Annotated in this window: 16 protein-coding genes; 13 read left to right on the forward strand and 3 right to left on the reverse strand. The window is 59.6% G+C overall.

The features are described 5' to 3' along the window. Positions 1 to 11 precede the first annotated feature (11 nt). Positions 12 to 1,073, forward strand: coding sequence for a ParB N-terminal domain-containing protein (locus tag G6R15_RS21190; protein WP_164661998.1), 1,062 nt, complete (start codon positions 12 to 14; stop codon positions 1,071 to 1,073). 140 nt (positions 1,074 to 1,213) lie between these two features. Here G6R15_RS21190 and G6R15_RS21195 read toward each other — a convergent pair whose 3' ends face one another. Beyond that, positions 1,214 to 2,518 carry a UDP-glucose/GDP-mannose dehydrogenase family protein gene (locus tag G6R15_RS21195; protein WP_164661999.1) on the reverse strand — a complete coding sequence of 435 codons (1,305 nt, stop codon included), beginning with the start codon at positions 2,516 to 2,518 and terminating at the stop codon, positions 1,214 to 1,216. Between the two features lie 406 nt (positions 2,519 to 2,924). Between G6R15_RS21195 and galE the strand changes: the two genes are divergently transcribed. Both galE and glmU read left to right on the forward strand, forming a co-directional pair. After that, positions 2,925 to 3,908 (forward strand): UDP-glucose 4-epimerase GalE, encoded by a 984-nt coding sequence (gene galE / locus G6R15_RS21200; RefSeq protein WP_164662001.1) that lies wholly within the window; start codon positions 2,925 to 2,927, stop codon positions 3,906 to 3,908. A 120-nt stretch (positions 3,909 to 4,028) separates the two neighbouring features. Further along, entirely contained in the window at positions 4,029 to 5,378 is a 1,350-nt protein-coding gene (gene glmU, locus G6R15_RS21205) for a bifunctional UDP-N-acetylglucosamine diphosphorylase/glucosamine-1-phosphate N-acetyltransferase GlmU (RefSeq protein WP_164662003.1), read from the forward strand. A 79-nt stretch (positions 5,379 to 5,457) separates the two neighbouring features. Here the strand turns inward: glmU and G6R15_RS21210 are convergent, their stop codons facing one another. Then, positions 5,458 to 7,212 carry a DUF2793 domain-containing protein gene (locus tag G6R15_RS21210; protein WP_164662005.1) on the reverse strand — a complete coding sequence of 585 codons (1,755 nt, stop codon included), beginning with the start codon at positions 7,210 to 7,212 and terminating at the stop codon, positions 5,458 to 5,460. A 94-nt stretch (positions 7,213 to 7,306) separates the two neighbouring features. Next, positions 7,307 to 9,445, reverse strand: coding sequence for a polysaccharide biosynthesis tyrosine autokinase (locus G6R15_RS21215; RefSeq protein WP_164662006.1), 2,139 nt, complete (start codon positions 9,443 to 9,445; stop codon positions 7,307 to 7,309). A gap of 221 nt (positions 9,446 to 9,666) precedes the next feature. Between G6R15_RS21215 and G6R15_RS21220 the strand changes: the two genes are divergently transcribed. The 10 genes from G6R15_RS21220 (at position 9,667) to G6R15_RS21265 (ending at position 21,487) form a co-directional block, all read left to right on the forward strand. Continuing rightward, a complete protein-coding gene (locus G6R15_RS21220; RefSeq protein ID WP_240336828.1) occupies positions 9,667 to 11,508 on the forward strand; it encodes a nucleoside-diphosphate sugar epimerase/dehydratase in 1,842 nt (613 codons plus the stop codon). Positions 11,509 to 11,706: 198 nt separating this feature from the next. Next, complete coding sequence (locus tag G6R15_RS21225) at positions 11,707 to 12,825, forward strand: N-acetyl sugar amidotransferase (protein WP_164662008.1); 1,119 nt, start codon at positions 11,707 to 11,709, stop codon at positions 12,823 to 12,825. A gap of 1 nt (position 12,826) precedes the next feature. Continuing rightward, complete coding sequence (gene hisH, locus G6R15_RS21230; RefSeq protein ID WP_164662010.1) at positions 12,827 to 13,456, forward strand: imidazole glycerol phosphate synthase subunit HisH; 630 nt, start codon at positions 12,827 to 12,829, stop codon at positions 13,454 to 13,456. Positions 13,457 to 13,506: 50 nt separating this feature from the next. Next, positions 13,507 to 14,235: a HisA/HisF-related TIM barrel protein gene (locus G6R15_RS21235; RefSeq protein ID WP_240336829.1), complete on the forward strand. Its 729-nt coding sequence runs from the start codon at positions 13,507 to 13,509 to the stop codon at positions 14,233 to 14,235. Between the two features lie 64 nt (positions 14,236 to 14,299). Then, entirely contained in the window at positions 14,300 to 15,775 is a 1,476-nt protein-coding gene (locus G6R15_RS21240) for an aminotransferase class I/II-fold pyridoxal phosphate-dependent enzyme (RefSeq protein ID WP_205520609.1), read from the forward strand. A gap of 4 nt (positions 15,776 to 15,779) precedes the next feature. Continuing rightward, the gene (gene asnB / locus G6R15_RS21245; protein WP_164662014.1) at positions 15,780 to 17,606 is read left to right on the forward strand and encodes an asparagine synthase (glutamine-hydrolyzing); all 1,827 of its coding nucleotides are present in this window, start codon (positions 15,780 to 15,782) and stop codon (positions 17,604 to 17,606) included. Between the two features lie 52 nt (positions 17,607 to 17,658). Further along, a complete protein-coding gene (locus tag G6R15_RS21250; protein WP_164662016.1) occupies positions 17,659 to 18,507 on the forward strand; it encodes an aldolase/citrate lyase family protein in 849 nt (282 codons plus the stop codon). Next, positions 18,504 to 19,553, forward strand: a complete 1,050-nt coding sequence (locus G6R15_RS21255; RefSeq protein WP_164662017.1) for an N-acetylneuraminate synthase family protein — start codon at positions 18,504 to 18,506, stop codon at positions 19,551 to 19,553. The genes G6R15_RS21250 and G6R15_RS21255 overlap by 4 nt, the downstream gene beginning before the upstream one ends. Beyond that, a complete protein-coding gene (locus G6R15_RS21260) occupies positions 19,543 to 20,190 on the forward strand; it encodes an acetyltransferase (protein ID WP_164662019.1) in 648 nt (215 codons plus the stop codon). The genes G6R15_RS21255 and G6R15_RS21260 overlap by 11 nt, the downstream gene beginning before the upstream one ends. A gap of 25 nt (positions 20,191 to 20,215) precedes the next feature. Next, the gene (locus tag G6R15_RS21265; RefSeq protein ID WP_164662020.1) at positions 20,216 to 21,487 is read left to right on the forward strand and encodes a hypothetical protein; all 1,272 of its coding nucleotides are present in this window, start codon (positions 20,216 to 20,218) and stop codon (positions 21,485 to 21,487) included. Positions 21,488 to 21,490: the final 3 nt, after the last annotated feature.

Genomic DNA, 21,490 nt, shown 5'->3' on the forward strand with positions numbered 1-21,490 from the left:
GAGGATTTCAGATGGCAAAGCGCAAACGGCTGACCCCCGCACAACCTGGCTTTCTAGGGACATCGCAAGCCGCACCTGAAACCAAAGCTATGCCAGTGGGGATGAACGCCCCCATTGCGCAGGTCGCGGGCGAGGCCTCTGCCACCGCTGCGCTGGCAGAGGTAAGCGAGGCGCTGGCCACAGCACGCGCCGAGGGGCGGATGTTGGAGCTGCTGGATCTCGATGCCATCGATGAACGCCACCTTGTGCGCGACCGTCTGGAGCAGAACGAAGAAGAGATGGAGTCGCTGGTCGAAAGCTTACGCGCACGGGGTCAGCAGATGCCGGTCGAGGTGGTAGCCCTGCCCGATCCAGCCGGTGGACGGACACATGGTCTGATCTCGGGCTGGCGCCGTTTGACGGCGCTAAAGAGGCTCTACAAAGAAACATCAGAGCCGAAATTCGCCCAAGTCCGTGCCATGGTGATCACACCGGACACGGCCCAGGACGCCTATGTGGCGATGGTCGAAGAAAACGAAATCCGGGTGAACCTAAGCCACTATGAGCGCGCCCGCATCGCTGTACGCGCGATGAAGGAAGAGGTCTATCCGACACAGCGCGCCGCCCTTCAAGGGCTCTTTGCCAATGCCACCCGGTCCAAGCGGTCCAAGATCGGCACCTTCATGATGCTGGTCGATGCCTTTGACGCGACGCTCTGGTATCCGTCAGCGATCAGCGAAAAGCTGGGCCTGGCCATGGCGCGCGAGATGGTGCGTGATCCAGGGTTCGCAGATGCGCTGAAAGAGCGGCTGAAAGAGACTCCTCGCGACAGCGCCGGTGCCGAGATGCGGATCATCGCCCAGGCCCTGGCTGAGCGTCAGACCCCTCCTCTGGCGGCAGATCCAGAGCCTTCGCCGCGTCCTCGCGTGCGCTCGACTGCGCAGAACCCGGCGAAGGGCGAGCGCATCGTCACCCAGGTCACGACCGGCATCGAAATGCGATTCACCCCGGATCAGAGCCGCATTGAGCTGGTGGGCGAAGGCGTCACCGAAGACCTGGTCGAGCTGATCCAGGACGCGATCCGCCGCGCCTGACCCGTCTCTTCATTTGGCCAAAAATATCCTGGGGGAGTCGCGCATCGCGCGGCGGGGGCAAAGCCCCCTCCCCTCTTTTTTCCGTTAACCAGACTCTGTTTGAAGCAAAGTGTTTCGCGTGCGAAACGTTTCCTTAACCTTCAGCGCCCCACCCCAAGGTACATTTCAAACCCGGCCCGCTTGGCGGATTTCTCGGTGTAGATGTTGCGCAGGTCGACCATGCGGGGCGTTTCCATCTTCTTGGCCATCTGCTTCAGATCGAGCGCCCGGAACTCGTTCCACTCGGTCAGCAGCACCACCAGATCGGCGTTGCGCACAGCGTGATAGGGATCGTCCATCCATTTGACCCCTGGCAACAGATCCTCGCCTTCGGCAAATCCTTGGGGGTCCACCACGCGGACTTTGGCGCCGCCGCCGATCAGGGCCGGCACGATGGTCAGGCTGGGTGCGTCGCGCATGTCGTCGGTGTTGGGTTTGAATGTCACCCCCAAAACGGCAACGGTCTTGCCGTTGAACGTGCCATCCAGCGCATCGCGCAACTTTTCGACCATGCGGGATTTGACCTCGTCATTGACGCGCATGACCGTCTCGGTGATCTGCATCGGAAAGGCATTGTCCTGCCCGATCCGCGCCAGGGCTGCGGTGTCCTTGGGAAAGCACGAGCCGCCATAACCGGGGCCTGCGTGCAGGAACTTGTTGCCGATGCGCCCGTCCATGCCAATGCCGCGCGACACCTCTTTCACATCTGCCCCAACCCGCTCACACAGGCCTGCGATCTCGTTGATGAAGGTGATCTTGGTCGCAAGAAACGCGTTGGCCGCGTATTTGATCATCTCGGCGCTTTCCAGATCAGTGGTCAGGATTGGGAAATCACGCAGATACAAGGGACGATAGATGTCGGCCATCACCTCACCTGCGCGCTCGTTCTGCACCCCCACAACCACACGGTCGGGGTGCATGAAATCGTCGATCGCCGCCCCTTCGCGCAGGAATTCTGGGTTTGATGCCACGTCGAACTCGGCCTTGGGATTGGCCTTGAGAATGGTCTGTTTCACCTGCCGGTTGGTGCCAAGCGGCACGGTGGATTTTGTCACCACCACAGTATAGCCGGTCATCGCCTGTGCGATCTCTTTCGCGGCGGCCATCACGTATGTCAGATCCGCGTGCCCGTCGCCGCGTCGCGTGGGCGTGCCGACGGCGATGAACACCGCATCGGCCCCATCCACGGCGGCCGTCAGATCAGTGGTAAAGCTCAACCGCCCCGCCGCCACGTTCTTGGCCATCAACGCCTCAAGCCCCGGCTCATAGATTGGCACCTGGCCTGCCTGCAGCATCTCGATCTTGGCTTCGGCCTTGTCGACGCAAATCACGTCATGGCCAAAATCCGAAAAACAAACGCCCGAGACCAGCCCCACATAGCCTGTTCCTATCATCGCAATGCGCATCTTGCCTCAATCCTTCTTGTTGTCCGGGGCGTCCTGTTGCCCGGGCCTTATGCTCTGGCCGCACAATCGGCAATCCGGGGCAAGGTTTCAATGGCCTGTGTTGGGAGGGGGCGGTTCCGGTCGTGCTTACCGTCCGGTTGTGCGTGCTTCCTGGCTGCATGACCCCTTTTTACAAGCTGCGGAACAACCGCTGCAGCCAGCTTCAGTCCATCTTGGACGGGCGTAAAGATTTCTCAAATCATATTTTTCCAAATATTGACCTGTTCTTTTTTGCCCCCCTGTCGTGGGCCGTTTTCTGTTCAGGGGCGGATCAAAGGCAGCATTCGGAGCGCATGGTTTTGATCTTGGTCGTTTCGTAAGTCACGTGGTATTAGGCCGTCCAAAACATGGTTTAGAGAGATTATGCGTGACGTATATTTTGGTGACCGGCGGTGCAGGATACATTGGTTCATATGCCTGTAAGGCGCTGAAGACGGCGGGCTTTGTGCCTGTGACTTACGACAATCTTGTCACGGGGTGGCGAGACGCGGTGAAATTCGGCCCCTTTGAACAGGGTGACCTGAATGACCGGGCACGATTGGATGAGGTGTTTGCCACATACAAACCCTCGGCTGTCATTCATTTTGCTGCGCTCAGTCAGGTCGGTGAGGCCATGCAGGAACCGGGCCGATACTGGGCGAACAATGTTGGCGGATCTCTGACGCTGATCCAGGCCGCTGTGGCCGCAGGCTGCCTGCAGTTCGTGTTCTCGTCGACCTGTGCGACCTATGGGGATCACGACAACGTTGTTCTGGATGAGGGGACACCGCAACTGCCGCTGAACGCTTATGGGGCCTCGAAACGTGCGGTCGAAGATATCTTGAAAAACTTCGAGGCCGCATTTGGGCTGCGCTCGGTCATCTTCCGGTACTTTAACGTCGCCGGGGCCGACCCCGAGGCCGAAGTGGGCGAGTTCCACCGCCCGGAAACGCATCTGATCCCCTTGATGCTAGATGCCATCGATGGAAAGCGGGATGCATTGACCGTGTTTGGAACGGATTACGAGACCTCCGACGGCACCTGCATCCGGGACTATGTGCATGTCTGCGATCTGGTGGATGCGCATGTTCTGGGGCTGACATGGCTGCAAGAGGGCAAAGAGAGCCGTGTTTTCAACCTGGGCACCGGCACCGGTTTTTCCGTGATGGAGGTGATCGATCAGGGGCGGGTGATCACCAATCGCCCGGTCCCATATTCTGTTGGTCCACGTCGGGCGGGAGATTGCACCAAGCTGGTGTCTGGCAGCACCCGCGCTGCCGCTGAATTGGGGTGGACTCCGGGGCGTTCGACCATGAAGCAGATGATTTCGGACGCTTGGCGGTGGCACCAGACGGGGCATTACGAGAGCTGATGTAACCGTCTTGGGGCACGGCTTGGGCGGCAGAAGAGCTTGGGCTGTGTCTTGGCAAGGGGGGGATTATTGGCTAGGAGTTTTGCGACCCGGAACAGCCCTTATTGAAGACATTTTATCATGACACTTGCCCTGATTATCCTTGCCGCCGGCAAGGGCACCCGCATGCGCTCGGACCTACCCAAAGTGCTCCATCCCATTGCCGGTGCGCCACTGGTGGTGCATGCGATGGAAGCAGGCAAACCGCTGTCGCCTGAACGCTGCGTGGTGGTGGCAGGCCACGGTGCCGAGTTGGTGCGCAAGCGTGTGCTGGCGCATGATCCCGCAGCTGAGATCGTGTTGCAGACCGAACAGTTGGGTACGGCCCATGCGGTGGATCAGGCGCGTGCCGCGCTGCAAGGGTTCGAGGGCGATGCCATCGTGCTTTATGGCGATACACCCTTTGTTAGTGCCAAAACCTTAGGTGATATTCAGGCCGCCCGCACCAGTGGCGCCGATGTGGTGGTCCTGGGGTTCGAGGCGGCTGTGCCCGGAAAATATGGTCGTCTGGTGGTCGAAGGCGATCGTCTGACTCGCATCGTTGAAGCCAAGGATGCAACGCCCGCCGAGCTGGGCATCACCCTGTGTAATTCGGGTGTGGTTTGTGCCGACAGCGCGACGCTGTTTGATTTGATTTCCAAGGTGGGCAATGACAACGCCAGCGGTGAATATTACCTGACGGATATTGTCGACATCGCCAATGCCGATGGCAAACGCTGTGTCGCGGTGACCTGTGACGAGGCCGAGACGTTGGGTGTGAACTCGCGCGTGGATCTGGCCGCAGCCGAGGCCGTGTTCCAGGCCAGCCGCCGCCGTCAGGCGATGGAGGAGGGGGCCACGCTGGTGGCGCCCGAAACCGCGCATTTTGCCTATGACACCAAACTGGGCCGCGATGTGCTGATTGAGCCCAACGTGGTCTTTGGCCCCGGTGTGGTGGTCGAAGACGGCGTCGAGCTGCGCGCGTTCAGCCATCTTGAGGGCTGCCATGTGGGGCAGGGTAGCATCGTGGGCCCCTACGCCCGTTTGCGTCCCGGCAGCGATCTGGCCGAGGGCGTCAAGATTGGCAACTTTGTCGAGACCAAGAACGCGGTTCTGGCCAAGGGCGCCAAGGTCAACCACCTGTCCTATATCGGGGACGCTTCGGTCGGGGCCGAGGCCAATATTGGTGCGGGTACGATCACCTGCAACTATGACGGGGTTCTGAAGCATCACACGGAAATTGGTGAAAACGCCTTTATAGGGTCGAATTCTGCCCTGGTGGCCCCGGTCAAGATCGGCGCCAGGGCGTTGGTCGGGGCCGGATCGGTCATCAGCCGCGATGTCCCGGACGAGGCACTGGCGATGACCCGCGCCAAGCAAGAGGTCAAACCCGGTCTGGCCGCCAAGCTGCGCGCGCGACTGCTCGAGCTCAAGGCCAGCCGCAAAAAGTAAGACGACCGCTTAAAGAAAATCCCCGCCACGTCAAAGTCAGGCGGGGATATGTGGCTCTAATTCAGGTATATTTGACCTGTCAGGCCTCTTTGACCGATTGTGCCGCGGCCGCCAGCGTGATGGTGCCTGCCGTGTGATTGGGTTGGGGCACCTTTAGCTCTTTGACCCCAGATGTGACCCCGGATGTGATCGCCTGTTGCGTGGCCAGAGGATCGGCTGCGACCGAGACGCCGGCAAACCAGACCTTGTGGTTCACCCCGGTGTCAGGATAGCCGCTGATGCCACCGCTGGTGTTGGTCTGATTGGGCAACCAGAAGGGCTGAGCATAGACGGTGCCCGGGGCAAAGTTGAGAGCTGCGTTTGTCCCCGACGTATCGATGCCACCAATGTATCCGGTCGTGTGGTACCATTTGTCGGTCTGAGGCACATGCAGGCCGTTGTAAAAGGCGTATTTGTAAGTGCTGCCGCTTGAACAATTGGCAAGATGTGTGCCTGCAGGCCAGGTGCCCGAGGCGTGATCGGGATTGCCCAGCGAGGCCGGGAGCGGCTTGTTCATGGTGATGACATTGGTGGTCTTGTTGATTTGTCCCAGATCGAACAGATCCGTGGCAAGCACACGGCTATAATACGGGTAGGTGTAGCCGCCGCTGTTTTTGTACCCAAAGATGATCAGGCCGCGATAATAGGCAGGGGATTGGCTTTCATTCCACCCGGCGGCATTGGTGAGTTGAACCGTGGTGTCGCCAGGGGTCAACGGTGCGGCCAGCGTGGTCAGACTGTCGACGCCCCCATGTTTGTAGCGCATGTGGTTGTTGGAATAAATGATGTTGCGGTCCGCATCCAGGCAGATCAGGCCCATGTATTGGGCATGGCGTTCGTCGTTGGCAAAGGCGGACCAATCGCCGCTGACGCTTTCCTGGCGCAGGTATGAATTCAGCCGATAGACTTGATTGGGGTCTACTGCGACCAGTTCTGACATGGTTGCGGGGCCTGCATGGTGGCCCTTGAACTGGACGCTGGCGGGCAGGTTGGGCGACGTTGTGGCGTCATAGCTGAAGGCCGAAGGGAAATTATAGGCATTGCCCAGCAGGCAGGTGCCATTGGCCACTAGCCCATCCCCTTTTGCGGTCATGTAATTGGTGGTCAGCAGGGCGCCGCTGCCAAATTCGGATGGGGCCAGCCCGCTGGCGCCGGATGGAAAGCTGACTGTACCAGTATCTTTGTCGGCCACGATGGCCTGTTTGAAACTGCCGCCATCGGCGCTGACCTTGATCTCAAAATCATCTGAACCGGTTGTGCCCATTTCGGCCCGCCCCGACCAATTCGTCTGAAACAGCAGGCTGGCGGTGTCGGCGGCGGCAGCTTTGTTCAGCTTGAGCTGATGGCCCGCGCCTGCATGGCTGAGCAGTGTGGCCGGACCTGAGACCGCCAGCGGGTTGTCGGCGTCCGCCGTGGTGCCAACCCCCACCTGCGTCAGGTTCTGAAAATCAGGGGGGCTGACCGCCTTGACCCAATCGGTGCCGTCAAAGGCCAGAAGCTCCTGGGCGTCTTCATCCCAGGCGATCCAGCCACCCTCGGCCGGGTAAAAGGCCCAAGATGTGTCTTCGAACACCGCCAGCTCGCGGCTGTGTCCGGACCAGTCGCCGTCAGCGCCGATGGGCAGGATGTAGCGCGCGCCATCGTCAGGTGTTGCAGGCGGCGTGGTGATCGAAGCCGAGGTGACGGACAGTTGCACCAGCGCATCCAGACGCCGCATGCCCTCGTTATGGGTGACATGCTTCTGGGCTTGCGATGGCTGGATGTAGGGCAGGGACAAATTAGGTGAAACAGGCATGAAACCCCCCGTTGAATGGAACGGGGGGCAGAATTAAGCCAAATCACTTTATGGCTGGTGAGAGCACCGAACGTTGCGCGCGTCTCTGTCTGGATCAGTTGTCGTAATAGGCGCTATAGGCCCCATGGCTGTCGCCATAACCGTATTGCTTCATGCCTTTGACGTTGATCTGGCCCAGCACCAGGCCGGTGACTTTGACGTTCACCGTCTCAAAGGACTTCAGACCTTCGCTGACTTGACGATGCGTGGTCTTGTCCCAGCGGACGGTGTACAGGATCGCATCCACCGACTGACCGATCACACGGGCATCGGGCACTGCCAGCACCGGCGGGGTGTCGATGATGATGTAGTCGTATTTCTTGCGCACCTCGTTCATGAATTCGCGGAACCGCGTGGATGAGTAGAGGTCAGCGGCGTTGGTGGCGGATTTTTCGCCGATCAGGATGTCCACATTCATGGTGGGCTCATGTGCCACCGTTTCCTCGAGTGTCCGGTCGCCGGACAGGACCGAGATCAATCCACGTCGTTCCTTGATGTCGAAGTATTCCGAGAAGACGCGGCGGCGAATGTCGCCTTCGATCAGCAGCACCTTCTTGCCCAGGCCGGACAGGTTCTGCGACAGAGCCAGAGACTGTGTGGTCTTGCCCTCGCCAGGGATCGACGAGGTCGACATGATGATCTGCGGCGGGTTGTCGATGTTGGACAACAGGACCGAGGTGCGCATGTTGCGGATCGCTTCGGCTGCGGCCGAGGTGGGTTTTTCGACCAGATACTGCAGCACGTTCTTGCGGCGGCGGGCGCTGATCGCTGGGATCTGGCCCAGAACCGGATAACCGGTATAGCTTTCCAGGTCTTCGGCCGCGCGGAAGGTGGTCTGTGTGAACTCGCGCAGCAGTACAAGGCTGCCGCCAACAAACGTGCCCATGATTATGGATAGGGCCACGATGATCATTTTACGCGGGGCGGATGGGCCCAGGGGGACAACGGCCTGCGACAGGATGCGGGCATCAGCCTGCTGGATGCCCTGTTGCACGCTGGTTTCTTTCAGGCGCGACAGGAAATACTCATAGATCAGTTTGCTGGCCTCGGCCTCGCGTTCAAGCTGACGCAATTCGACCAGATCGATCGACTGAAGCCGGATCTGCTCCCGCTGATCCACAATGGTGGCCTCAAGCGCCGATATCTGGTTGGATACGCGGCTCTGTTCCAGCTCGGCCCGTTCCTGAACTTGCTGAAAACGCGCATCGAACGTGGTGCGATCTGCGTCCGGGTCATCTTTGATCTGGGTGTAGATGCGGGTCAGCGTTCGGTCCGCGGCGGCTTCGGCCATCTGCTTGAGGTCCTGGCTGTCGTATGCCAGCTCAATTTCCTTGACCCGCAGTCGGGCGTTCACTTCGGTTTCCTTGGCTTCTCCAAGCCGGTCGCGGAGTTCCTTGATCTGCCGGTTCTGCTGGGCCAGGTCTTCGGGGCTGACCAGGTCGGTGGAGGCGTTGAAATCCTTGGCGGCAGCCTCGGCCTGCTCAAGCTCGACCTGAAGGTGGCTGACCCGGTCCGTCAACCAGGTGGTGGCCTGCTCGGTCGCTTCGAACTTGGTCTCAAGCTGATCAAGGATGTAGAGCTCGGCCAATGTGTTGGCGATCAGGGCCGATTTTTCGGGGTCTTCGGTTTGTGCGGTGATGGCAAAGACATAGCTTTGGCGCACGTTGATGACCGAGATCTTGGCCAGAAGGACATCGATGATCGAATCCAGGATTGCGCGGTCCGACAGGGATGGCGGAGGGGAGGTGTCGGTTGCCACAAAGCTCGTGACATAACCGATCAATGCGCCGAGCGAGAATTTGCTTGGCGGCTGCAGGGTGGAGTTGAATTCTGGATCGTCGACCAGGTCGAGTTGGACGGCCAGCTTGTCTAGCAGCCCGCGTGAGCGCAGCACTTCGACTTCGGTGTTGATGGTGATTTGGTCACCACCCAATCCAGAAACGACGCTTTCCAGGTCGACAACCTGTTCCTGGCGGCTTTCCAAGGCAACCACCGAGCTGGCCGTATAGGTCGGTGTGGCCATAACAAAGGCGTAGTAGACGCCAAACGCCGACATGATGAAGGCACAAAATGCGATGAAAAACTTGCCGCGCCACAAAGTGCGAAAAATTTTTGACAGGTCAATGTCTTCGCTGCCCGCTACGGCGGCGGGGGGCTGCACCGTAGTGGAACTGAATTTTGGGAGCGATGTCATATTCAATCTCAGAAGTTAAAGCAGTGTTGAACCTGCTTCCCACACTGGCCCCATAATGGCAATTGCGGATTTCTAGCACCTGCGGGACTGGGGCTCCAATGTGTAAAACATTCATTCCTCTGGTTTTCTTTTACGAGACCGAGTACAGATACCAACAGTTGAACATATTTGATCTGAAGTTTCCGATGCCACATTCCAATTTGCACGATATGCCGCGGGCGATGAAGCGCCTTATCTTTTTCGCGACCGATACCGCGCTGATTCCAATCAGTCTCTATATCGCCAGCGCCCTCAGATACGGCAGCGCCGCGCCTGACATGCAGGGGCGGGTGGGCCTCTTTTTGACGATCACGGTTTTGGGAATGGGGCTGATCGCCTTTTTCCGGTTGCCGCAGATCAAGCTGGATGCGTTCGAAAACCGGGCGGTGATGCAGATTGGCCTTGTGGCGGTCATGCTGGCCTTTCTGGCAATGGTGTGCAGCTACATGCTGGGCAATCAGGGGCCGCGGTCGGTGCCGTTGATTTTTGGATCGGTCTTTTTCCTGTTGTCCCTGGCGACGCGCATATCGGGACTGTATCTGCTGAACTATCTTTATGATCGCAGCAGCGACCGCGAGGCGGTGCTGATCTATGGCGCTGGCGCCGCAGGTATTCAGCTGGCGTCGGCTCTGACCCGCTCACGCGAGGCGCGCCCGGTTGGCTTTATCGACGATAACCCGAACCTGCATGGGCTTATGGTTGCAGGTCTGCCGGTCTGTGCACGTGCAAAGATTAACCTGATGATGGCCAAGCATGACGTGAAACGCATCCTGCTGGCGATTCCGTCGGCCACGGCGGTCCGGCAGGCTGAGCTGCTGCAGATTTTGTCGGATTATGACGCCGAGGTGCAGGTGCTGCCCTCTTACGTGGATCTGATGGCGGGCCGCGGGCTTGAGACCAAGCTGCGCACGGTGACCCCGGATGAACTCTTGGGCCGTGACAAGGTGGATCTGGATATTCCAGAGATCGCCAAGACATATGCGGGTCGTGTTGTCATGGTGACGGGGGCCGGTGGTTCCATCGGGTCCGAGCTGTGCCGCCAGCTGATCAACTGTGCCCCTGCGCGCATCGTTCTGTTTGAGCAGAGCGAATTTCAGCTCTATTCGATCGATCGCGAATTGCGCCCGCTAGCCAAGGCTGCGGGCATTCCGGTGACAACCCGTCTGGGCTCGGTCACCAACAAGGCGCGCGTCTCGGGTGTGATCGCCGAAGAAGTCGTCGAGATCATCCTGCACGCGGCCGCCTACAAACACGTACCGCTGGTCGAGGACAATGAGCTGGAAGGCGCGCGCAACAACGTGCTGGGCACGCAAGTTGTGGCCGAAGCCGCCGCCGAGGCCGAAATCGAACGTTTCATCCTGATTTCCACCGACAAGGCCGTGCGCCCGACCAATGTCATGGGCGCCTCCAAACGGATGGCGGAACTGGTGGTGCAGGATCTGCAATCACGCAGCACGGTCACCAAGTTTGCCATGGTCCGCTTTGGCAACGTGCTGGGCTCGTCCGGCTCGGTCCTGCCGCTGTTCCAGAAACAGATCGAGGCTGGCGGCCCGGTTACCGTGACCCATGCCAATGTCACGCGCTTCTTCATGACCATCCCCGAAGCCGCCCGTCTGGTGCTGCTGGCGGGTGCCTATGCGCGGGGCGGGGACGTCTTTGTGCTGGACATGGGCAAGCCGCAAAAGATCATCGACATCGCGCGCCGCATGATCGAGCTGTCGGGGCGCACCGTGCGCGATGAGCAGACCGGACAGGGCGACATCGCCATCGAAATCACCGGCTTGCGTCCGGGTGAAAAGCTCTATGAAGAGCTGCTGATCGACGATGACAGCCTGGTGCCGACGCCGCATGAAAAGATCCTGCGCGCCGAGGAAAACAAACTGTCCCAGATCGAGGTCGTGGCCATGGTACGCGAGCTGCAGAACTGCATCGCCGAGGCTGATACCCAGCGTCTGCGGGATCTGATTGCCACCCGGGTCGAGGGTTATCACATCCAGGAGCTCGAAGCCTCGCAGGTGGGTTGACGCCCCCCCCTTTTCTCGTTCCGAGCATTCGCCTTTGGCGGGGCGAATTGTTGTAGTCTTTCTTACAAAGTTTGCCTGATTTGGCGGCAGGCCTGCCTGATCGGGCAGGTCGTTGTTTGGGTGTGTCCTGAAACCAATAGACGGGATTATGGAACTTTGATACAAGCCCGTTAAAACGATCTGAGGGAATAAATTTTCATGTTGGATTCAATCACTTGGTGTACCAACTGCCTGAATATGTCGACGCGACCCCGTATTGCTTTCGATGACCGCGGTTGGTGCAATGCCTGCCAGTGGATGGAAGAGAAAAAGACACTGGATTGGGACTCGCGTCAAAAAGAACTCGAGGAACTGCTGAAAAAGTACAAATCCACCGATGGCGGATTTGACTGTCTGGTTCCGGTCAGCGGCGGCAAGGACGGGTCCTATGTGGCGCACCAGCTCAAGCATGTCTATGGGATGAACCCGCTGGCAGTGACCATCCGCCCGGCGCTGTCGCTGGAGCTGGGGGATCAGAATCTCAGCAATTTCATCAATTCCGGCTACAACCACATTCACGTCTCGCCCGACGCCGAGGTCATGCGCCGCTTCAACCGCTATGGTTTCATCGAAAAGGGCTTCCCTTACTACGGCTGGCTGACGACCATTCTGTCGTCGGTGATCCGTGTGGCGCTGAACTTTGACATTCCGCTGATTTTTTACGGCGAGGATGGCGAGGTCGAATATGGCGGGTCGACGGAATCCAAGAACCGCGCCCTGTTCGATATCGAATACATGAAGCGGGTCTACCTGGAAGGTGGCTATGAAAAGGTTCTGAACCTCTTCGATGACATCGATCCGGCAGATCTGTATTTCTGGCAATTCCCCAAGGATGACGCTCTGGAAGGACGTGATCTGTACCTGACCCACTGGTCCTACTTTGAACCGTGGGATTCCTATCGCAACTATCTGGTAGCCAAGGAGCACTGCGGCCTCAAGGAACAGGACGAAGGCAACCAGGGTACCTTCACCAATTTTGCCCAGAACGATCAGGCGCTTTATGCGCTGCACGCCTACCTGATGTACCTCAAGTTCGGGTTTGGCCGCGCCACCCAGGACGCGGGCATCGAAATCCGCCGCGGTGCGATGACGCGCGAGCAGGCGGTGAACCTGGTGCGCATGTATGACGGGCACTATCCGGAAGAGTTCATCGACATGTATCTGGAATACTATGAGATGACCAAGGACGAGTTCGACGCCGTGCTGGACAAATGGGCCAACACAGAGCTGTTCGAAAAGGTGGACGGTATCTGGACCCCCAAGTTCATGGTCACCTGACATGACGGTTGTCAGCATCGTCGATTACGGCGTCGGAAACCTGCGGTCTGTCATCAATGCGCTTGAACACATTGGTGCCCAGGCTGAACTGGTTTCCGATCCGGTTGCCTTGCGCAAGTCCGGCAAACTGCTCTTGCCCGGAGTGGGTTCTTATCGCATCGCGATGGAGCAGTTTCAGGCCAGCGGTCTTGCTGACACTTTGATGGAGCGCGTGACCCAGGATCAGATCCCCATGTTGGGGATCTGTGTGGGCATGCAGCTGATGACCGAGCACGGGACCGAGGACGGCGGCGCACCGGGCCTGGGTCTGGTGCCCGGGGTGATCGACAAATTCGATGCCGACACCATGAAGGCCAAGGGGCTGAAAGTGCCCCATGTCGGGTTCAACACGGTTCGGCCCAAATCGGGTTCGCTTTTGTTCAAGGATCTGGGCGACGGGATCGACGTCTATTTCACCCACAGCTTCCGGCTGGCCTCGACCGGCGACGATCATGTGGGGGCCTTGTGCAATTACGGTGTGGATTTTGTCGCGGCCGTTGAACACGAGCATGTGGTCGCCACCCAGTTCCACCCCGAGAAAAGCCAGGCAAACGGGCTGGCGATCCTTCGCAATTTTATGGACAACTTCTGATGCTGAAAAAGCGGCTGATCTTCACTCTTTTGTATTCAAAGGGGAGTTTTATGTTGAGCCGCAATTTCCGCCTGCAGCGGGTGGGAAACGCGGATTGGCTGAACCGGAACTACAATTTCAGCACCATCGCCACCTCGATCGACGAGTTGATCATTCTCAACACAGAACGCGCCGAGGACGGCACCACGCTGTCGCATGAGAAATTTCTGAGTGACGTGGAAAAGGTGACCAAAGGCTGCTTCATGCCTTTGGCTTTGGGGGGCGGGCTGACCTCGGTCGATCAGATCCCCCAGTTGATGCAAAGCGGCGCGGATAAGATCGTGGTCAATACGGCGCTGTTTCGCAACGCCGAGTTTGTCCGCGCGGCCGTGGCGAAATATGGCAGCCAATGCGTCGTGGCCTCGATCGATTATCGCCACACCCAGGACGGGTTCGAAATCTATACCGCCTGTGGCAGCGAACGTGTCGAAGGTGAGTTCACCGATCTGCTGGCCTATGTGGCCGATCTGGGCGTGGGCGAGATCTATCTCAACTCCATGGACAAGGACGGCACTGGCCAGGGCTATTGGATGGATGTGCTGGATCAGATCAGCGCAATTGAACACCTGCCGGTCATCATGGCCGGGGGGGCGGGCAATTTCGAACATCTGATGGAAGGGCTGGGCAGCGCCAACATCGATGCTGTGGCCACCGCCAACCTGTTCAACTTTGTCGGGGATGGCTTGCCCAAAGCGCGCGAAAAGCTTCTGGCGCATGACCAGAACCTTGCCCGCTGGTAGCGGCTCTAATTTGGTGTTTTCCCCGTGACCGGGGATATTTGAAATTTATTGGGATGACATGGTGATGAAAGATCAGCTCGTTCAACAGAGCACATCCATCAGGGACGTGATGCAGCAGCTTGAAGCTGCCAGCACGAAGATCGTTGTTGTTGTGGACGCGGCAGGTCATGTGATCCGAACCTTGACGGACGGCGACCTGCGCCGCGGACTGTTGCAAGGCGCCACGATGGATGCGCCTGTGGGCGATTTGGCTGCCCCGTCTGCGCCACCGGTCACGGCCCTGGCCGGCAGCGACGTTCAGGATATCAGCGATCTTTTCGCCCGCACCCAGGTCAACAGCATTGTGCTGGTCGATGAGGCCGGGCAGCCGGTGGGCATCGAAGAAGCCACGCATGTGCATGACCGCATCCTGTTGTCGCCGCCGCATCTGGGTGATGCTGAGGCGGGTTTTGTCGAAAAAAGCTTTGCCGACAACTGGATCGCACCTGCGGGTCCCAACATCGATGCCTTCGAGGTGGCGCTGGCGCAAGAGGGGGGACGCACCCATGCCCTGGCGCTGTCTTCGGGCACGGCGGGTCTGCATCTGGCCTTGCGGGTGCTGGAAATCCAGCCGCATGACCGGATCTATGTCTCGGACCTGACCTTTGTCGCCTCGCTGCAGCCGATCCTTTATGAACATGCACAGCCGGTGCTTATCGACAGTGAACCGGACACCTGGAACATGTCCCCGCAGGCCCTGGCCAGCCGGTTGGACAAGGATGCAAAACTGGGACAGCTGCCCGCCGCGATCGTGGTGGTGCACCTTTATGGCCAATCCGCCAAGCTGGATGAGATTTGCGCGCTGGCCCAAACCTATGACATTCCGGTCATCGAAGACGCCGCCGAAAGCCTGGGCGCCCAGTATCGCGGCCGTCCCAGCGGTGCGCATGGGTTGCTGTCGGTCTATTCCTTCAACGGCAACAAGATCATCACCACCTCGGGTGGGGGTGCGCTGGTGTCCGATGACACAGGGCTGATCGACAAGGCCCGCAAACTGTCGACCCAAGGTCGTGACGCGGCTGAGCATTACCAGCATTCCGAAGTGGCCTATAACTATCGCATGTCCAATGTTCTGGCCGGGATCGGTCGGGGACAGCTTGCGGTTCTGGGCGACCGGGTCGCGCGTCGTCGCGAGATCTATGAGATCTACAAGGCCGGGTTCCAGTCGCTGCAGGGTGTCTCGTTTCAGGCCAATGCGCCGGGCTCGGTGGGCTCGCGCTGGTTGACGGTTCTGCGCTTTGACCCCGATCAGGTCGACGTGCACCCCTATCAGATCATGCGTCATCTGGGGCGGTTGGGGATCGAAACACGCCCGGCGTGGAAACCCATGAGCATGCAGCCACTGTGCGCAGGCTATGAGTTTGAACCCCACAGCCCGACCGAGCCTGTATCCGGCAAACTGTTCATGCAGTCGCTGTGCCTGCCTTCGGGCAGCGCCATGTCGCGCAGCAGCCAGGACCGGATCATCAACGCCATTTGCGATATCATTTCAGGAGCGTAAAGACATGTGCGGTATCTTTGGAAGCTTCGGCTATGATGGCACACAGCTGTCGGATGATGTGATTGCCCAGGTGTCGGGGGCGATCCGCCACCGGGGCCCGGACGCAAACGGCTATTATTCGGATGATCGGGTGGTGCTGGGCAACACCCGTCTGGCCATTCTCGACCTCAGCACGGCCAGCGATCAGCCGCTTTATTCGGATGACCGCGACATCGTGGTGGTTCAGAACGGCGAGATCTACAATTACATCGAACTGCGCGAAGAGCTGCGCCGACTTGGCGCGCGCTTTGACAGCGAAGGCGACACCGAGGTTCTGTTGCGCGCCTTTGAACAGTGGGGGCCTGATTTTGTCACCCGGCTGAATGGCATGTTTGCCATCGCCGTGTTCGAGAAAAAGCACCAGAAACTGTGGCTCTACCGCGACCGTCTGGGGGTCAAACCGCTTTACTTGGCGGGCGGCGAGAATGGCGAACGTCTGTGGTTTGCTTCGGAAATCAAGGCGATCTTGGCCAACGACAACAGCTATACCCCCGATCTGGATGCTTTTGCCCAGTTCTTTGCGCTCAATTACATCCCGCAGCCCTCGACCGCTTTTGCCGGCATCCGCCATCTGCCGCCGGGGCACCGGGCCGAGATTTCGGCAGATCAGGGCGCGCAGATCACCCGCTATTGGGATCTGGCCGATGTGGCAGAGCAAACGGATATGAGCGAGGCCGACGGCCAGGCCGGGTTGGTGCGTATTCTCGATGATGCGACCCGGATCCGGATGCGCTCGGATGCGCCTTTTGGGGCGTTTTTGTCCGGCGGGCTCGACAGCAGCTCGGTCGTGGCCTTCATGAGCATGTATCAGACCGCCCCGGTTCGCACCTTTTCCATCGGCTTTGATGATCCGCGCTTTGATGAAACACGCTATGCCCGGATGGCGGCCAAGCGGTTTGGAACGCTGCATGAGATGGGCACTCTGACTCATGATTCCTACACCATGTGGCCCCGGTTCATCTGGCACTGCGACCAACCCCATGGCGATGTCTCGTTCATGCCCACTGACCGGGTTGCATCCCTGGCGGCGCGCGACGTCAAGATGGTGCTGACGGGTGATGGCGCGGACGAGCTGTTTGCGGGGTATGAAAAATACCTTGATCTGTTCCCGAATGGTCAGACCGATCATCTGGGCGCGAATTGGGAAGACGATTTTGTCCGCAGCTCGGGCCTGTTGGTGGGCTCGCAGGCGGATGATCTTTTGGCCGGCCCCCTGAAAGAGGCGTTCAACGACACCGATCCCTATCGGGCCCTGTCCAGCGAAATACGCCGGGCCGATCACCTGGATCCGATCAACCGGGTGCTGTTTGCTGAAACCACGACCCTGCTGCCGGGCAACAACTTGGTCAAACCCGACCGGATGGCGATGGCCAACTCGGTCGAGGTGCGCTCGCCGTTCCTGGATTACCGGATGGCGGAGTTTGCCTTCTCCATGCCCGGCGCGCTCAAGCTCAAGGGCGGCGAGACCAAGGCGCTGTACAAGCGGGCCGTGGAACCCTTCCTGGGCAGCGAGCTGACTTATCGACGCAAGCAGATGTTCACCGTGCCGGTTGGCGAATGGCTGCGGCAGGCATTGGCAGGCTACACCCGCGACATGCTGCTGGATGGCCGTCTTGAGGCGCGTGGCCTGTTTGACATGGACACTATCGACGCCATGCTGACCCAGCACATTGCGGGAACCGCGAATTTCACCCGCCAGTTGCGGGCGCTGATTTCGGTTGAAACCTGGTTCCGTCTGTTTGTGGACCGGGATGCAGATGTTCTGGAGCAGGCGGGTCAGGCCCCAGTCTGATACGCCCTCGCGCTTGTTTTTCCCTGATTAGACCATTGGATTTGAGGCCCACATGCAGTTTTTGATGATCGTCGACGATCCCGACATCGCCCGCTACGCCAGTGAAAATGGTGTGGATCGGTTGTTTGTGGATCTGGAATACATCGGCAAGGATGTCCGCCAAAAGGGCATGGCCACCTGGAAAAGCAAGCAAACGCTAGAGGATGTGACCAAGATCCGTGAAGCTGCGCCCGAGGGGCACGTGCTGGTGCGGATCAACCCGCTGTATGACGGCACCAAGGCCGAATTGGACGAGGCCATCGCACGTGGCGCCGACAGCATCATGCTGCCGATGTTCCGCACCACGGATGAGCTGGCCCGCTTTTTTGATCTGCTGGGGGATCGCGCCGAGGCGCTGCCGCTGGTGGAAACCAATGATGCGCTGCAGGCGATCCCGGATATGGTCGAGAAACTGCCACTGACCGGGCTGCACATCGGGCTCAATGACCTGCATCTGGATCTGGGGCTGGATTTCATGTTCCAACCCATCGCCGACGGCCTGCTGGACGCGCCTTGCGCCGCGATGCGGGCAGGCGGCGTGCCCTTTGGCATCGGCGGCATTGCCCGCGCGCGTGAGGGCATCGTCAGCCCCGATTACCTGCTGGGCGAACATGTCCGACTGGGGTCATCGGCGGCGATCCTGTCGCGGACCTTTCACCGCGAGGCCCAAAGCCTGGCAGACCTGCAGAACAACATGGATTTCCCCGGCGAAGTGGCCAAACTGCGCGCCATCTATGCTGCGTTCCAGACACAGGATGCGGACGCGCTGGAGCAGAACCGCAAGGACACCAGCAGCCGCATCAATGATGTGGTAGCACTTGTGCGCAAACAGAAATCGGATCAGGGACAGGCCTCGACATGAGCGCATCTATTGAACTTGGGGGGCGACGGGTCTCGGCGGATGATCCTTGCTATGTCATTGCCGAGGTGGGGGTGAACCACAACGGGGATGCCGATCTGGCGCATAAGATGATCGATGCCGCCAAAGAGGCGGGCGCCGATGCGGTCAAGTTCCAGACCTACAAGACCGATGCGCTGATCACCGCAAACACGAAAAAGGCCGATTACCAGACCGGCACCACCGGCGAGGGCTCGCAGGATGCCATGCTGCGCAAGCTGGAACTGCCGCAAGAGGTTTTTGGCGAACTGGCCAAACATTGCCGCGAGGTGGGTGTTGATTTCATGTCGACCGCCTTTGACAGCGAAAGCCTGGAGGCGGTGTCGAAACTGGCCCCGGTCTGCCTGAAATGGCCCTCGGGCGAGCTGACCAACACGCTGTTGCTGCGTCAGGCGGCGCAATATGATCTGCCGATCCTCTTGTCGACGGGCATGGGCACGCTGACCGAGATTTCGACCGCGCTGGATCTGCTGGCCGCACATGGCACCGATGACGTGGTGATCTTGCAATGCGTGTCGAATTATCCGGCCGCGATCGAGGAACAGAACCTGCGCGTGCTGCCCCATATGGCCGCTGTTTTTGGCAAGCCCACCGGCTTTTCCGATCACACCGAAGGCCCCTATGCGGCGCTGGCGGCACGCGCGCTTGGCATGTCGGTGCTGGAAAAACACTTTACCATGGACCGCACGATGGAAGGGCCTGACCATCGCGCCTCGATCGAGCCTGCGGAATTTGGCCAGATGGTCACCGTGCTGCGTCAGGTCGAACAGGGTCTGGGCGACGGGGTGAAACGACGCCTGCAGTCGGAACAGAACATCCTGAGCGTGGCCCGCAAGAGCCTGGTTTATCTGCGCGACCTGCCTGCGGGCCATGTTCTGGACCTGCAGGATCTGACCGCCAAACGCCCCGGTACCGGCCTGCCACCTGACGAGGTCGACAGCTTTATTGGCCGCACCCTGGCCGCTGACGTCACCCGCGACGAGCAGGTACAACGTGGTCATGTCCGCTGAGAATACGCCTCCTCTTTGCCTCTTTGGGGCAGGTGGGCACGGCCGTGTGGTCGGGGCCATCGCGGCGCGTATCTGGCCCGCAGATGTGGTCTTTGGCGACGGGTCGCGCCCTTTGGGCAGCTTGGTTGATGGAATCCCGGTGGGTGTTTCGGACTTAAGCGATCTGGGCGAACATCATGTGATCGTGACCGTGGGCAACACTGCCGCCCGGCGCAAGCTGCAGACCCGCGCCGAGGAGTTGGGGCTGAGCTGCACCTATCTGATTGCTGATCCGGTGGGTTATTTTGCCCAAGCACCAGGGGCAGGCAGCATGATCCTGACCGCAGCCGTGGTGAACCCCGGTGCCCGGATCGGGCGGGGGGTGATCGTCAACACTGCGGCCGTGGTCGAACATGACTGCGTGATCGGTGATTTTTGCCATCTCGCGCCAAACTCGGTGGTGTTGGGCGATTGCACCTTGGGTGATGATGTCTGGTTGGGCGCCAATGCCACGGTCGTGCAGGGGGTGTCCATCTGTTCGAATGTCACCATCGGCGCCGGCGCTGTGGTCACACGCGACATAACTGAGCCGGGCACCTACGTCGGTGCCCCCGCCCGCAAAATCAACGATACGAGCGCTTTGACCCCGTCACCCTGAGGCCGGTCAACTGGAGAACCCCCATATGTCACATTCGATTACTGCCCGCCCAGCCAACGTTCCCGAACCGGGCACGGTCGATGTGCTTTTTGTCACTTACGGGGGTGGTCACTGCCGGATGGTGATCCCGGTGGCCCAAGAGCTTGAGGCGCGCGGGATCAATACCTGTGTGTTTGCCTTGACCCTCGCCATCCCCCCGGTCCGGGACAGCGGGTTGGACTGGTTCGGCTATTCGAACCTGCCACAGGCCCAGGACCCGCATGTGCAATCCATGGGCAAAGAGCTGTCCAAAGGATTTCCGACCGATGGCCCCGTGGCGATCGAGGAAACCGTTGCCTACATGGGGCTGAACTATCGCGACCTAGAGCTGACCCATGGGGCCGAGGCCGCCGAGGCGCTTTATGCCGAAAGCGGTCGGTTCAAATTCCACCCCTATCACATCATGCTCGAAACGCTGGAACTGATCCGGCCCAAGGTGGTGGTGGCCACCAACTCGCCCCGCTCGGAGCGGGCCGTGATCGAGGCGGCCAGCCATCTGGACATCCCGGCGCTGTGCATGATCGACATGTTTGCCATCCAGGAAAAGGAATGGATCAAGGAGCCGGGATACGGCACCAAGGTCAGCGTGCTGAACGAATGGGTCCGGGACATGCTGATCGAAAACGGCCGTCCCGCAGGCGACATCCATATCACCGGCAACCCCGCTTTCGATCAGTTGCAGACCGACGAGGTTCGCGCCAAGGGCCAGGCGCTGCGCACCGACCGTGGTTGGGGGCAAGAGGGACGCACGACCCTCCTTTATGCCTCGGCCCCGGAATCCCTGACCGATCCCTACACGGGCGAGCCCGCAGATATGGAGCTGCCGCTGAAGGTCGAAAACGAACTCAAGGCGATTGTGGCTGCAAACGAGGAACTGGAGCTGGTGATCCGGCGTCACCCCAGCGAGGACCAGACCGTTGCCCTGGCCCCACGCGTGCACCAAAGCACCATGGCCGATGACATCGACGTTCTGTTGCATGCGGTCGATATCGTTGCGGTGACCTGCTCGACGGTGGGTTTTCAGGGCTATCTTGCGGGCCGGGATGTATTGAGCGTTGAATGTTCTGTGGTCTCACGCGATGCACCATACGGGGCGTTCGGGATCAGCCGGGCGGCCATGAGCATAGGTGACATCGACGCAGTTCTGCGCGATATCCTGGAAACACCCGGAGACGCCAAGGACACGCGTCGATCGCCCGCTGGACAAGAAATCTCCGATCTCATCGAACAGCTTCTTCCTCAGCAGCGGCAGGCCTGAGAC

Source organism: Tropicibacter sp. Alg240-R139 (assembly GCF_900537075.1).
Lineage (GTDB): Bacteria > Pseudomonadota > Alphaproteobacteria > Rhodobacterales > Rhodobacteraceae > Falsiruegeria.

Excerpts from the sequence above, each read along its gene's own strand:
- G6R15_RS21190 (WP_164661998.1), top strand. The coding sequence starts at position 12 with ATGGCAAAGCGCAAACGGCTGACCCCCGCACAACCTGGCTTTCTAGGG.
- G6R15_RS21195 (WP_164661999.1), bottom strand. The coding sequence starts at position 2,518 with ATGCGCATTGCGATGATAGGAACAGGCTATGTGGGGCTGGTCTCGGGC.
- glmU (WP_164662003.1), top strand. The coding sequence starts at position 4,029 with ATGACACTTGCCCTGATTATCCTTGCCGCCGGCAAGGGCACCCGCATG.
- G6R15_RS21210 (WP_164662005.1), bottom strand. The coding sequence starts at position 7,212 with ATGCCTGTTTCACCTAATTTGTCCCTGCCCTACATCCAGCCATCGCAA.
- G6R15_RS21215 (WP_164662006.1), bottom strand. The coding sequence starts at position 9,445 with ATGACATCGCTCCCAAAATTCAGTTCCACTACGGTGCAGCCCCCCGCC.
- G6R15_RS21220 (WP_240336828.1), top strand. The coding sequence starts at position 9,667 with ATGAAGCGCCTTATCTTTTTCGCGACCGATACCGCGCTGATTCCAATC.
- G6R15_RS21225 (WP_164662008.1), top strand. The coding sequence starts at position 11,707 with ATGTTGGATTCAATCACTTGGTGTACCAACTGCCTGAATATGTCGACG.
- hisH (WP_164662010.1), top strand. The coding sequence starts at position 12,827 with ATGACGGTTGTCAGCATCGTCGATTACGGCGTCGGAAACCTGCGGTCT.
- G6R15_RS21235 (WP_240336829.1), top strand. The coding sequence starts at position 13,507 with ATGTTGAGCCGCAATTTCCGCCTGCAGCGGGTGGGAAACGCGGATTGG.
- G6R15_RS21240 (WP_205520609.1), top strand. The coding sequence starts at position 14,300 with ATGAAAGATCAGCTCGTTCAACAGAGCACATCCATCAGGGACGTGATG.
- asnB (WP_164662014.1), top strand. The coding sequence starts at position 15,780 with ATGTGCGGTATCTTTGGAAGCTTCGGCTATGATGGCACACAGCTGTCG.
- G6R15_RS21250 (WP_164662016.1), top strand. The coding sequence starts at position 17,659 with ATGCAGTTTTTGATGATCGTCGACGATCCCGACATCGCCCGCTACGCC.
- G6R15_RS21255 (WP_164662017.1), top strand. The coding sequence starts at position 18,504 with ATGAGCGCATCTATTGAACTTGGGGGGCGACGGGTCTCGGCGGATGAT.
- G6R15_RS21260 (WP_164662019.1), top strand. The coding sequence starts at position 19,543 with ATGTCCGCTGAGAATACGCCTCCTCTTTGCCTCTTTGGGGCAGGTGGG.
- G6R15_RS21265 (WP_164662020.1), top strand. The coding sequence starts at position 20,216 with ATGTCACATTCGATTACTGCCCGCCCAGCCAACGTTCCCGAACCGGGC.